This window comes from Vibrio sp. 10N.222.52.B7 (genome assembly GCF_041474275.1).
GTDB lineage: Bacteria > Pseudomonadota > Gammaproteobacteria > Enterobacterales > Vibrionaceae > Vibrio > Vibrio crassostreae_C.
In genome coordinates, this window is the sequence record NZ_JBFRTU010000055.1 from 1 (window position 1) to 13,479 (window position 13,479).

At 44.2% G+C, this 13,479-nt stretch carries 11 protein-coding genes; 5 read left to right on the forward strand and 6 right to left on the reverse strand.

Annotation, left to right across the window (positions count from 1 at the left end; all coding sequences use genetic code 11):
* On the forward strand, nucleotides 1-193 hold a 193-nt coding region (locus tag AB4512_RS14880), incomplete at its 5' end, for a hypothetical protein (protein WP_372175113.1).
* A gap of 143 nt (nucleotides 194-336) precedes the next feature.
* Here AB4512_RS14880 and AB4512_RS14885 read toward each other — a convergent pair.
* The 6 genes from AB4512_RS14885 to AB4512_RS14910 all read right to left on the reverse strand — a co-directional run bounded on the left by AB4512_RS14885 (nucleotide 337) and on the right by AB4512_RS14910 (nucleotide 7,770).
* On the reverse strand, nucleotides 337-1,878 hold the full coding sequence (locus AB4512_RS14885; protein ID WP_017059723.1) for a sodium:alanine symporter family protein: 1,542 nt from the start codon (nucleotides 1,876-1,878) through the stop codon (nucleotides 337-339).
* A gap of 571 nt (nucleotides 1,879-2,449) precedes the next feature.
* On the reverse strand, nucleotides 2,450-3,622 hold the full coding sequence (locus tag AB4512_RS14890; RefSeq protein WP_372175114.1) for an ABC transporter permease: 1,173 nt from the start codon (nucleotides 3,620-3,622) through the stop codon (nucleotides 2,450-2,452).
* Nucleotides 3,619-4,902 carry an ABC transporter permease gene (locus AB4512_RS14895; protein ID WP_372175115.1) on the reverse strand — a complete coding sequence of 428 codons (1,284 nt, stop codon included), beginning with the start codon at nucleotides 4,900-4,902 and terminating at the stop codon, nucleotides 3,619-3,621. Before AB4512_RS14895 ends, AB4512_RS14890 begins: the two co-directional genes overlap by 4 nt.
* A gap of 7 nt (nucleotides 4,903-4,909) precedes the next feature.
* Nucleotides 4,910-5,884: an HlyD family secretion protein gene (locus AB4512_RS14900; RefSeq protein ID WP_019820704.1), complete on the reverse strand. Its 975-nt coding sequence runs from the start codon at nucleotides 5,882-5,884 to the stop codon at nucleotides 4,910-4,912.
* A 3-nt stretch (nucleotides 5,885-5,887) separates the two neighbouring features.
* Nucleotides 5,888-7,327, reverse strand: coding sequence for a TolC family protein (locus AB4512_RS14905; RefSeq protein ID WP_372175116.1), 1,440 nt, complete (start codon nucleotides 7,325-7,327; stop codon nucleotides 5,888-5,890).
* 215 nt (nucleotides 7,328-7,542) lie between these two features.
* Nucleotides 7,543-7,770, reverse strand: coding sequence for a hypothetical protein (locus tag AB4512_RS14910; protein WP_009846577.1), 228 nt, complete (start codon nucleotides 7,768-7,770; stop codon nucleotides 7,543-7,545).
* A gap of 621 nt (nucleotides 7,771-8,391) precedes the next feature.
* Here AB4512_RS14910 and AB4512_RS14915 point away from each other — a divergent pair.
* The 4 genes from AB4512_RS14915 (at nucleotide 8,392) to pgl (ending at nucleotide 13,453) form a co-directional block, all read left to right on the forward strand.
* Nucleotides 8,392-10,044, forward strand: a complete 1,653-nt coding sequence (locus tag AB4512_RS14915; protein ID WP_032546322.1) for a sensor histidine kinase — start codon at nucleotides 8,392-8,394, stop codon at nucleotides 10,042-10,044.
* Between the two features lie 69 nt (nucleotides 10,045-10,113).
* Nucleotides 10,114-10,809, forward strand: coding sequence for a response regulator (locus AB4512_RS14920; RefSeq protein WP_017069356.1), 696 nt, complete (start codon nucleotides 10,114-10,116; stop codon nucleotides 10,807-10,809).
* A gap of 410 nt (nucleotides 10,810-11,219) precedes the next feature.
* Nucleotides 11,220-12,722, forward strand: a complete 1,503-nt coding sequence (gene zwf / locus AB4512_RS14925) for a glucose-6-phosphate dehydrogenase (protein WP_017059714.1) — start codon at nucleotides 11,220-11,222, stop codon at nucleotides 12,720-12,722.
* Entirely contained in the window at nucleotides 12,719-13,453 is a 735-nt protein-coding gene (gene pgl, locus AB4512_RS14930) for a 6-phosphogluconolactonase (RefSeq protein WP_372175127.1), read from the forward strand. Before zwf ends, pgl begins: the two co-directional genes overlap by 4 nt.
* Nucleotides 13,454-13,479: the final 26 nt, after the last annotated feature.

Sequence of the window (13,479 nt, forward strand, 5' to 3'; positions counted from 1 at the left end):
TTATTGTTTCGATGATTGTCGCTCGCCATTAGCGCAAAAAGAGATGATCAAAGTAGAAGAGTTGGTTCGTCGTGTCGATGTTGAACACGATGATGAACAGAGTGAAAAGGGTGAAAAGAGTGAGCAGGGCATTGAAGGTAGTTATTCGCCTAATCGTTCAGACATAAAAAATCCCCACAAGCCAAGCTGGTAGGGATTTTGGATAAGTTGCAGTCCTGTTCTCGCTTTCTCAAGCAAAGGGTCTTACAAAAATTTTTAGAACAGTTTCGTTTTTAGAGCTGTGTCGTTTCTTAGAATGCAGTTAGCTACTAGAGCAAAACCTCATTCCACTAAACGTTATTTCTCATACGTTTTGATTTCGCCTGATTTCACACGAGCAACAAACGATTGCAGTTCTTTCTTCACAACTGGCATCAAGAAGTACAGACCAAGAATGTTGAAGATAGACATCGCAAAGATAGCTGCATCAGAGAAGTCGATTACCGCACCAAATTGAATCGTGGCACCAATAACAACAAACACACAGAACATCACTTTGAAAATCAGCTCCGTTGTTTTGCCTTCACCAAATAGGTAAGTCCAAGCTTTAAGACCGTAGTACGACCAAGAGATCATGGTAGAAAACGCAAACATGATTACTGCGAGAGCGAGTGTGTATTTGAATACTTCTGCCGTTTCAGTAAAAGATGCTGCAGTCAGCGTTACACCCGTTAAACCAGAACCATCGAATGGACCTACGTTTAAACCAGCGATAGTGATAACCAATGCTGTCATTGTACAAATGATTACCGTATCAACGAACGGTTCTAATAGTGATACTAGACCTTCGGTGATTGGTTCTTTTGTTTTAACCGCTGAGTGAGCGATAGCTGCTGAACCTACACCTGCTTCGTTCGAGAACGTTGCACGCTTCAAGCCTTGAATTAACGCACCAATAAATCCACCAACAACACCTTCACCAGTAAATGCACCTGTAAAGATTGCGCTGAACGCAGGGCCAACTTGATCAAGGTTAGAACCGATAACAATCAGAGCCATACCGATATACAGAGCAGCCATCCAAGGAACAACTTTTTCCGTTACCGATGCGATAGAAGGCATACCACCAACAATCACAGAGAAAACTAAAGAGGCAAGTACAAGGCCAGTGATCACACCGTATTCGCTTGGTACATCAAATGCGTAAGTTAACATGGCGTGTGCTTGGTTAGCTTGGAACATGTTACCGCCGCCCAATGCGCCTAAAATACACATTAATGCGAAACCAATAGCGAGCACTTTACCTAGTCCGCCTAAACCTCTTTCACCCAGACCTTGGCTTAGGTAGTACATTGGACCACCCGAAACAACACCTGAAGGTAGGATAGTTCGGTATTTCACACCTAAAGTACACTCACAGAACTTAGAAGCCATACCCAGAAGGCCACACAAGATCATCCAGAATGTCGCGCCAGGACCACCAATCGCAAGTGCAGCACCCACACCGGCAATGTTACCAAGCCCGACAGTACCAGAAAGCGCCGTTGTTAACGCTTGAAAGTGAGAAACCTCGCCGTCCTCTTTAGAGTTAGGATCGGTATACTTACCTTTGATAATGTCTATCGCCATGCCGACACGTTTAAATTGAACAAAGCCAAAATAAACAGTAAAGATGATCGCAGCGAGCAACAGCCAGCCAACAATCACGGGGAAGTTAGCTTCACCAATCGGTACACTTTTAAATATCAGCCCAACGAACCAACCTGTGTATTCGTTGAAAAACCCATCAACACTTTGACTTAAGTTGCTGATAGCTTGGTTAAATGATCCTTCTTCTGCAAATGCACTGGAACTAAACAATAATATAAACCCAAAAAATAATTCACGTATGTTTTTCATGGTTTTCCCTGTCTTTTTAATAAATTATGTTTGTTGCTGTTGTGTTTGTTTTCTATTTGATTTGTATATCTCAGTGGTTTATCTACTTCATTCGACGGCAACATAAACGGCTGTAGCTAGGTCGAAAAACGAAATAAATATAAGTACTGATCTTGCTTTGTATGGATATCCTTTTGGTATGTGCACCAATAAGACTATGGTATTCGGGCTACCAAGTCCTGCTGATAATCCTATACATAAAAATAATACCAACAAAGAAATTTTTACAATAAATTTACAATTGTTCGGGTTTTGTCATTGTTTGGGAATAAGTCGATGCTTTTTTGGCTGAGAAAAGCATATGCAGTAGCTGTTATAGAGGCGAATGAAGGAGAATTCAGAGTGATGGGCTTTAGGGGCATAGGGGGGACATAGAGGGAACGTAGGAGAATTCGAGTATTCGATATGTTTTGGCAGTGTTTAAACATTCGAAGGCTGAAGGTGTATTCGGATCTGAGGATATTAAAAAAGCCCTGTATCAGAGCTTTTTTGATGACCGGAAAGCATGACTACTTTCCACTAGCACATAACACTAAACGGCTCGATGACTATTGTTGTTGCCAACCGTGCTTTTGCTGGATTTATGGTAGAGCTTAAGTGCCAATAACGAACCCCATAACAAAACTTGTCCCCAGAGTAATGTCCATTGAGACGCCACTTCTTGCCAAGATGCGCCCATCTGATTAAGTGCTAAGAAACCTTGGATAGCCGGTGTGCTTGGGAATAGCTGTGATAATAGAACTAACCATTCAGGCATCATTTCAACTGGCCAGATAAACCCAGACGAGAAGATCAGTGGCATTGAACTGATTAATACCACAACCGTGACTAGCTCTCTTCGTGGTACTAACTCACCAATAAAAATCCCGATCAAACAGCTGGCCAGTAAGAAGGGCAGAAGTAAGGTTAAGATCTGTGTTGTTGAGGCGAGCTGGTTTATCCCATACATCGAAAAGCTAGCGCCGAAATAGTACATCGACAGCAAGTAATAAATGCCGACTAAGGTACAACAGCGAGCAAGCATCAGTTTCGCTGGAGAGGTTTTGCTCCAGTAACCAAATGTCGATTGAGCGTTTTGGGTTGCACCCACTAAACCGGAAGCCATGGCCAAGGTTTGTTGCAGGATCAACACAAAGACGGCTGGAACTACGTAATCGATGTATCCCATGCGACTATTAAACGTTGGTTTCAGGTTCAAGCTAAAAGCACTGTAGCCTTTGGCTGCCGATTCTAAAGGCACACCTTCGACTAACAAGTGACTGACCTTAACTTGCGCAGCTAACGTGCCTCCTGCTTTGGCTAGTCCTTCAACAATGGTTCCATAGACCAAGAAGTAAGAAGCATCACCAGCGTAAGAAAGTGTCGGGCTCTTACCGAGCAGCAAGTCTTTATAGAAGTCTTCTGGAATGACAAGGAACCCGCCAATCTCTTGGTTAAGCACGGCTTGTTTTGCATCGGCGATGGTGGAGTCTCGACGGACCAATTCGATTTGAGAGGTGGCATCCACCATTCGCTCTAATTGGTAGCTGCTTTGACTCTTATCCAAGTTCACAACTGAGGCTTTCAGTTGTTGAGGAACTTGGTTCGCGTAAGGCAATGGATACAAGAATGAATAGAAGACCACACCACCAAATACCGTAAGAAGCACGACAGGGTTGCGCAATACCGCTAAGAGTTCTTGCTTGAGCAGTTGAGTAAAGCTCATCGTTTTACTCCTTCTTGTGCTGATGCTTCTGGCTGTGTTGATGATGTTTCTTTTGTCGATAGTTCCGTTTGTGCAGTTAGAGTTGATTGCGCCAAGTGTTTCTTAATTAACAACATCACCACCAAAGCAGGAACCGCGTACCACCACATAGAAGAGAGGCTGATCAGCGACTGTGCTGCGCTCACACCATAACTAGACTGCGCCGTTTGTACTTCGATGTAATGACTCACAGGCAACAAGCTTCTCCAAATTTGAGCTGCCGTGTTCATGTCTGTCACCGGAAAGGTAATGCCCATGAACGCAAAACTTGGTGCCGTAAACGCGCCAGCGAAACTCATCGCCCTTGCAGGATCAAGTGTTAAGAAGAAAAACAAACAACCCATGATGATACAACTAATCACGGTAAGCAGTTGGGCAATGGTCAATGCCACAAAGCTGCCGTTAAATGGCCAGTCTAAGAGCACATAGAACCAATAGCTAAACGCGATACCAAACATCAAAAACAAGACAAGGTAGGGCGTTAATGTTGATGCGAGCGACTTCATAGGGGCGTTAGATAACCAAGCGTGAAGGCCGCGAGCTCTAACGTTTGCCGTCAAAACCAATATCGTGCCCACCACAATCATGATCTGCCACAGTGCAGGAATAACTGCAGACACCAAGAACTGAGCATAACTGGTGTTCTTGTTGAACAGTGGCGTGATTTGGCTTTGCACTGTTACTGCTTGGCCTAATGCGGATAGCACCGTGGTATCACCGTGTGACAGCTGTTTCACGACTTCAAATTGCGCGTTAAAAGTCCCTTGAGCCTGCAGCAACGCAGAGTTCACCAGCTTACCGATTAAGATAAATTGGCTGTTATAGAATACAGACACTTGCGGATTCAAGCCGAGCAGAAGGTCTCGGTCGAAGTGCCTTGGTATCACAACATAACCATAGATATCTCGTTCGATCATCGCTTTCGCCGCATCACTCGCAGAGCTGTATTTCTGAGTGACTTGCAGCGTTGGTGACGCATCAACAAGGCGTGTGAACTGTTGCGAGATTTGACTGTGTTCCAAGTCAACAACTGCAACCGGTAAGTCACGAGCGATCCCTTGCGAAAAAATCAGCCAGATACTGGCAGCAAGCAGCAAAGGGATCCAAGTTAGGCAAGACAACAACCATTTGTCTTTGCGGACAATCGCCCACTGCCTAAGCAAGGTATTCTTCGTTCTATGATGCTCAGTTGATTGCGAGACTCTAGATTGCGATCCAGTATGTTGAGAGTTAGCAGACATAAGTCACCTAAAGCTCAACCACTAGGCTCATGCCCATACGCAGTGTTTCGCTCGTATCGACGGGGTGCGCTTCTACTTCAAAAGTACGTAAGTCAAAGCCTTGTGCTGCGTCTGTTGAGCGCCAAGTTGCGAAATCACCCATTACGGCGATGTGAGTCACTTGGAAAGTTAATGATTTATCCAGAGCCGGTAGGTAAGCCTCAAACTGGCTGCCTTTCTCGAAATGCTTAAGCATATCTTCACGCACATTGAGTACGGCCCAAGCATCCTTGGTGTCGATAACAGTCACAACAGGGAAGCCTTGTGGTGCGAGTTCACCGCTGCTTAATAGAACCTGAGAGACTTCGCCATTAAACCAACTGTGGATCTGTGTGTCTTTTGCGTAAGCTTCAACTTCCGCTACCGCACCCGCTGCCATTAACGCTTTTTGAGCGGCGGCCACTTTGGTTTCGTCACGAGCACCTTCTTGCGCTAATTGATACATTTGGAACGCAGCGCTTTCGGTGTACTTCGCCGCTTGCCACTGTGTTTTGGCTTCATCACGCTTCTGTTCGGCAACCACACCATCGTTGTAAAGATTGTTTACACGTTGGTAGGTTTTGTCCATCAGGTCGGCAGCTGCTTTGGCTTTTAACCACTGGTCTTTAGCGGCTTGGATCTGTTGAGTACGCGCGCCATTCTCTGCTTCTTGTGCTAACGCACCAGCGGCTTTCTGACCAGCTTTTGCTTGTTCTAATTTCGCATCAATCTCAGGGCTTAGTAGAGAGAAGATCAATTCGCCTTTTTCAACTGAATCACCTTTACGCACGAATATTTCATCAATTCTGCCTGGTACTTTCGATGAGATGCTGTATTGCTGCGCATCGATTTGACCTTGAAGCTTAACAGGCTGTGGTTGATAAGCTTGGTAGAAACTGTATCCGACCCAGCCAATAACGCCGATACCAACTAAAGATAGAAGAAGGGGCTTAATAGGTTTCATGAATTATCCTTTTGACTGGCTATCGGTGTCTGTTTTTGAGTCGAAATCAGACGGAACAGAAGAGGTTAAGTAACTCGAGTAAGCATTCATTTCGCTGGTTAGCGCTAACAGCTTGTTGAGAGAGATTAGGTATTTGAAGCGAGCAGCAGATTGCTGGGTTTTAATACTCGCAAGATAAAGCTCGGCATCAACCACTTCTAATGAGTTAGATAACCCTTGTGTGAAGGCTTTTTTACGAAGTAATAGGTTTTCCTGAGCTAAAGACAAGCTCGAGTTTAGGCCTTGAACCTCTTCAATGGCTTGGTTTGCTTCAAGGTAAGTCTTTTGTACCAACACGGTTAAGTCTTGCTTAGCTTGTGACTTAAGGAATTGAACCTGTGATACGGCACTGTGAGCCGCAGCGACTTTGTCGGAACGGCCAGAGGTATCAAGCAGTGGCACATTCACACCAATGCCAACCAACCAATCGGGTTTCATTTCACTGGCTAGAGAGTCATCTTCATACAGGCTGTAATCACCATAAAGGTAAACCTCTGGGTAGTATTTACCTTTCTCGGCTTTAATTAAGCTGCTTGCTTGTTTCTCTTTTGCATCAAGAATCTTAAGGCCGGGGTAGGTCATGAGTGTCTGGTCAATGAACACGTCCATATGAGGCAGGTTCTTATTGATAAACAGTTGTTCAGAGGGTTCTACACTTTCATTTTGACCAAGGATTTGGGTCAACGCCAATTGCGCAATTTTAAGATCGTTCTGAGCTTTCGTGCGTTCTACAATCGCTTTATCTAAAGAAGCATCGGCTTGTAGGCGCTCTACTCGGGCGATTTGTCCTTGCTGTTCAAGCTTGATGGCGAAATCACGATGCTGAGTTAAGCCTGCTTCAACGGCTTGACGCGTTCTCACCACGTCTTCCGCTAAGATCACCGAGAAGTAATACTTACTTAAGTCTTCGTAGCGAGCTTGTTTCTCCATCAACAGTTGGCTTTGCGCTTCTTCGCTTTTACCTTCAGCCGCATTTTGCGCAGCGGTTATTCGACCACCAGTGAAGATAGGCCACACAGCACGAATGGAAGAGCTAAAGATGTCTTGTTCGGTAATCGTTGAGGTAACGCCACCAACTAGAGGGCGCAAAATCGCGGATATAGCAGGGTTTACTCCACTCAAGCTATCTGAAAACTGTTCACCATTAATCGTCACATCACTATCAAGGTGCGTGTAGTTAGCCCCTAAGGTAATAGAAGGTAGATTAAGGCTACTTGTTGAGTTCTGAAGGTGTTGATAACGTTCAACGTTGGCTTGTTGAGCCGCAAGTGAGTTGTTGTTTTCTTGCAATATTTGCCACGCTTCAGAAAAAGTGAGCGGAGCTGCATAGCCTGGCGAAGCCATAGTGCCGAGAAGCATACTGGCGATCGCAAGGTATCGGAATTTTGGTTTGGTCATCTGCATTAAATACCAATTAGAGTATTAACTCTAATGTTAACAGGGCGATAGTCATTTGTCTTGAATAGATTGTCTCATATGAATAGAAATTTTCATAACTCGTTAAACAAGTGTAAATAAGATTGAGTGACGTGAATATCAAAGATAAATGAAACTTAAAAAGCACGCATAAGCGTGCTCTTTAAGTTCAGTATAGAAGTGTTTTTACAAAATGAAGTGGCTTATTTAAAGCTAGGACAATGGTGATCGGCGCGCCATACCAATTGTCTTGAACCTTGCATTGTTTGTAATAAATCTCTCCCTGACATTTGCGGGAATGCTAACAATACCTTGAGATCGAGTGGGGAGGTGCCATCTTTCTCATAGGCTCTTACGTGAGTAAAAGTCGATTGTAAGTGTTTGAACAGCATAGTCTTAGTAAGACAAATTCCAAAGTTATCGCGTTTCATTGCCTTGTTTCCTTTTCAACAATGTTTATACGTTATGTTTGTTATCCTGTTTCTATTGGACGTTGCCACTGACTGATCGATACTTCCTGCTCATCAATGTTTTATTATTGGGTGATGCTTTTATCAGTCACCTCTTCGTTGTCTGGCTAGCCGAGTTTGAAATAGCGATGGATGAATAGGGGAGAATACTTAATCCGTTTGTTCATCATTCGTAACGGCGAGCGTGCAACTTTTAGTTATAGATACGTCCAGCGAGTGAAGGGTTGTTGCTATTTTGTTAATCGAAGTTTCGATTCAAAGCGCGGTCTGAAAATCATGACCTATGGCTTAGCAACAATAAACTTCTTCATATGCAACCATTATAATTGTATTTATTTTAAACAACCTAAAAAACACCTAAAAGCTTAGTGATCTAGCTCAATATTTATTCGTTTATTTTGGTTTTTAAGCTAATCAGTCCTAAAAATGAACGATTAATCGAGATGAACAACGTAAAGGATTATCAATTAACAATCTGCTCAATTATTTAGTTGAGTAGCAGTCACAAATTCACGCCCCTAGAAAGGTCATGCGATTAACTTGGTGTTAACATTGATCGTCTAACACTAGGGACGGTGGAATATGAAATGGAGCAGTATCAGTTTCCGTAAAAGGTTACTGATTATCATGACGGTCACTGGCCTCGTTGAACTTTTGATTCTTGCAGCTGCTGGTTTTTACTACATCAAACAATCTCAAGAACAAGAGATGGGTTTGAAAGCGTTAGGTGTTGCTGAATTTCTATCTGAATCGCCGCTTGTCACCAGCATTATTCAAGAAAATGGAACGTTGGACCCTAATGGCGTTCCCTACGTTTTGTCTGAAGAAACCCAAGTTAAATTTCGTAACCTTACTCAGCTCATTGGCGCGGCGTTTATCGTTGTTGGAGATGATAAAGGTATCCGCCTGATTCACCCTTATGATGACAGGCTCGGTAAACCCATGCGTGGTGGCGATAACCAAAAAGCATTGGTATTGGGCGAGTCTTATGTGTCGACAGCCAAAGGATCGCTGGGTTTTTCAGTTCGTGGTAAATCTGCGGTAAAAGACACCCAAGGTACCGTTATTGGTGTGGTGTCAGTTGGTTACTTATTGGATTCGTTGCAAGATCGAATCGAACCTTACTTAGCCTTTTTGATTGTGATGGCGTTGCTGGTGGTTGCGGTCAACGCTTTGATTTCGAGTTATGTATCTCGCCGTTTTCAACGCGCTATTTTGGGCTTTGAGCCTGAAGAGATAGGCCGGTTGTATGTTGAGCTAGATGTAACCATGAGTACCGTGAAAGAGGGCATTCTGAGCATCGATAAGCACGGCATTTTACGTTCAATTAATAAGAGTGCCTGCGATATTTTATCGATAGACAGGGATAAAGCACTCAATCAACAGCGCCTTTCTGATGTATTGCCAGGCAGTGATTTAGAACAACTGCTATCAACCGGCGACACCGACCACGATGTTGAGTTGTATTTAAACAATAAGCGAATCATTGCTAACCGAAGCCCGATTATAGTGGCAGGTGAGGTGGTCGGGGCGGTATCGAGTTTCCGATTACGAGATGAAATCAACGATTTAACAGACCAGCTCTCACAAACCAAAGAATATGCTGATCTACTGCGTTCACAAACCCACGAGCATCAAAACAAGCTTAACACTATTAGTGGCTTGATTCAGATGGGCGAGTTGGATTCTGTTCAACAATTGATTGGTCAAGAAACCGCTCATTACCAGAGCTTAATTGAGTTCTTAAGAGAGACGGTGAAAGACCCTCTTATTGCAGGCATGCTTTTAGGTAAAACAGAGCGAGCTCGAGAGATTGGGTTAGAGCTTAAAGTGGAAGAGGGATCAAGGCTTGAAGCTCTGCCTAGCTGGTTAAACGCGGATGACGTTGTCACAATTCTTGGCAACCTGATTGATAACGCCTTTGACGCCACCATGACGGCGATTAAGCAAGAGGGTCAAATTGCGCCAGCGCGTCGGGTTATTGAAGTTTCAATCAGTGATTTTGGTAATGAAATTATCGTAGAAGTAGAAGACAAAGGGTGCGGTTTGCCGAAAGAGTTGGCGACCAAAGCACTCACCGAAAAAGGCGTATCGAGCAAAGCGAAGCAAAATCGTGGTGTGGGTTTGTATCTGATAAAGCAGCTGGCAGACCGATATCAAGGGCAGCTTGAAATGGTCGACAACCAAGATTTTGGCACGCGAATGACGGTTTATTTGCCAAAAGAAGAACAATAATAATTAAGCTCGAAGCGATCTTGTGAAGATCATCGTGACGGAAAAAACATGGTTAAAGGAAGAACATAAATGAACGCAATCACGAGAGTCATGGTCATTGAAGATGATATTGCGATTGCAGAGCTACACCATCGTTATTTAGAACAGATGGGTGGCTTTGACGTGGTCGGCATTGCCACTACACAGTCTGAAGCGCTGATGCAACTGGACATCTTAAAACCGAATTTGGTGTTATTGGATGTGTATCTGCCGGACGGGTGTGGGCTCGATATTCTTAATCACGTAAGAGGGAGCAATCAAGGCTGCGACGTTATCTTGATTACTGCTGCTCGGGATGTCGATACGCTGCAGCAAGCAATGCGTGGTGGGGTGGTCGATTATCTATTGAAACCAGTAATGTTCCCTCGTTTGGAAGCGGCACTGAAAAAGTATCAATCTCAACAGCAAGAGTTTGAAAGTGTGTCGGATTTGAATCAAGGTTTGGTTGATAAGATGCTGCAAGCCAATGCCAAAGCGGACTCTGGAAAAGTATCCACCTTACCCAAAGGCATTGATGGCGTAACGTTGGATAAGATCAGAGCCATTTTTCAGCAAGCTGATGCCGTTAATATTACCGCCGATGAAGCCGGAGAACGAATTGGTGCTAGCCGAACCACCGCCAGACGCTATTTAGAATTTTTGATTACCACTGGTGAGTTAGTCGCAGACTTAAATTACGGTACCGTAGGTCGCCCGGAGCGCTGCTACAACAAAGCGCAAAGATAAACACGACACCATCAAAATAAATATAAAGCCAGTTGAATAAGCTGGTTTTACCTTTTTCTCCCTTTCCTATTGCTCACTCCACCGACCAGATACCGTTCTTTCTTGACTACACTGTTTGAGAATGCCGATTTGCTTCACCCGTGGGTTAAATGAACGGAACTATCGATTAGAATTTGTTCGAAATGAGTCAATATTTAATCGATTGCTTTCACAGTGGTTGATGTAAATCAAATAGTCATAGACAATACTGTCCCGAATAGAGGTGATAGCTTTCACCCTCGTTTACCAAACGCATTCTCAAATTTAATAGGCGCTTACTATTGATGTAATAGTTAAGACCTATTATCTATTTTCGTATGTCGCTGATACCTTTGGCGAATACTAAAAACCTTGTTTTTATAGGAAAGATGATGGTAATACCTGAAAACAGCAGCATCGTTATTTTTGGTGCGTCGGGAGATCTAACTTACCGCAAGTTAATTCCTGCTCTATACCACCTGTATGCTAGCAATCAACTACCAGAATCCTTTGCGATTCTTGGAGTGAGCCGTACTGAGTACAGCGATGAGTCTTACCGTGAGAAGCTGAAGAAGTCTCTTCAGGAAATGGAAAAAACTGAACCAGAGACGCTGAATGCATTTATTGAACATCTGCATTACCAAGCGATCAATACTTCAGATGTAGACGACTATGCTCGTTTAGCACAACGTCTAGACAAGCTTGAGCAAGACTACCAATTCGAAAACCATAACACATTGTTCTACTTGGCAACCCCGCCAAGCCTATACGGTGTGATTCCAGCAAACCTTGCTGCGCATGGCCTTAACGATGAATCGAACGGCTGGCGTCGTCTGATCATCGAAAAACCATTTGGTTACGACTTAGCATCAGCTCAAGCGTTGGATGAAGAGATCCATCATCACTTCCAAGAACACCAGATCTACCGTATCGACCATTACCTTGGTAAAGAGACGGTTCAAAACCTTCTAGTGCTTCGTTTCTCAAACGCGATGTTTGAACCACTGTGGAACCGTAACTTCATTGAATACGTTGAAATCACAGGTGCTGAGTTCCTTGGCGTTGAAGAGCGTGGCGGATACTACGACGGTTCTGGCGCAGTTCGCGACATGTTCCAAAACCACCTGCTGCAAGTGCTAGCGATGGTAGGTATGGAGCCGCCTGCACAAATTAACGCTGATTCTATTCGTGATGAAGTGGTTAAAGTGCTTCAGTGTCTGAAACCATTGGAAGAAGATGATCTGCGTAAAGACTTAGTATTAGGTCAGTACACAGCATCAGATGTTCGTGGTCAGCACCTACTAGGTTACCGTGAAGAGCATGGTGTAGCGGATGATTCTCGTACCGAGACTTACATCGGCTTGAAAGCTCACATCAATAACTGGCGTTGGAATGGTGTTCCTTTCTACGTACGTACAGGTAAACGCTTACCAACACGTGTGACTGAAATCGTGATTCACTTTAAGAACACGCCACACCCAGTATTTGGTCAAGATGCACCAGAGAACAAGCTGATTATCCGCATCCAACCGGATGAAGGTATCCAGATGAGCTTTGGTTTGAAAGAGCCAGGCGCAGGCTTCAAAGCAAAAGAAGTGAAAATGAACTTCTCTTACTCTGACTTGCCTGAAACTCAGATGCTGACGGCTTATGAGCGTCTTCTTCTTGATGCACTGAACGGTGATGCGACTCTGTTTGCACGTACCGATGCGGTAGAAGCATGTTGGAAGTACGTTCAACCAATCTTAGACTTCAAGCAAGATCCTCAAGCACTGTTTGGCTATGCTTGTGGTACTTGGGGCCCACAGGAAGCAGATGAACTTCTGCAACGTGATGGCCGCGCATGGCGTTTCCCATGCAAAAACTTAACAGACACGGATTACTGCGAACTATGATCAATCACAAGATCTTTGCAACGCCTGAACTGGTTGTTGAAAACCTAGCAAATGAAATGAAAGCATACAGCGAGCAGGGCAAACCTGTTCACATTTCACTGTCTGGTGGCAGCACGCCAAAAATGCTTTTCAAACTTTTAGCACAGGCGCCATACGCGGAAGGTATTCAATGGAATAACCTTCACTTCTGGTGGGGCGACGAACGTTGCGTTGTACCAGACGACGCTGAAAGCAATTTCGGTGAAGCAAACGCGCTCTTATTTTCAAAACTAAAAGAGTTTACTCAAGCAAACCTTCCTGCTGAAAACATCCACCGCATCCGAGGTGAAGATGAACCAAAAGCAGAAGCAGAGCGTTTCGCAAAAGAGATGGCAGACGTAATCCCAACAGAAAACGGCACGCCTGTATTCGATTGGATTCTGCTTGGTGTTGGCGCAGACGGCCACACAGCTTCACTATTCCCAGGTGCAACCAACTACCAAGATGAGAACCTATCTGTATTAGCTTTTCACCCTGAGTCTGGTCAAATCCGTGTTTCTAAAACAGCGAAAGTTTTAGAAGCAGCAAAACGAATCAGCTACCTAGTACTGGGTGCAGGTAAAGTTGAGATCGTTAAAGAAATTCATACAACTCCTGCTTCAGAACTGCCTTACCCGGCAGCGAAAATCCAGTCTAAAACTGGCGAAACAGAGTGGTTCCTAGATTCAAATGCAGCAAGTGCTATCGCATAAGTGCGAATAGCCGCAAGGAGATAAAA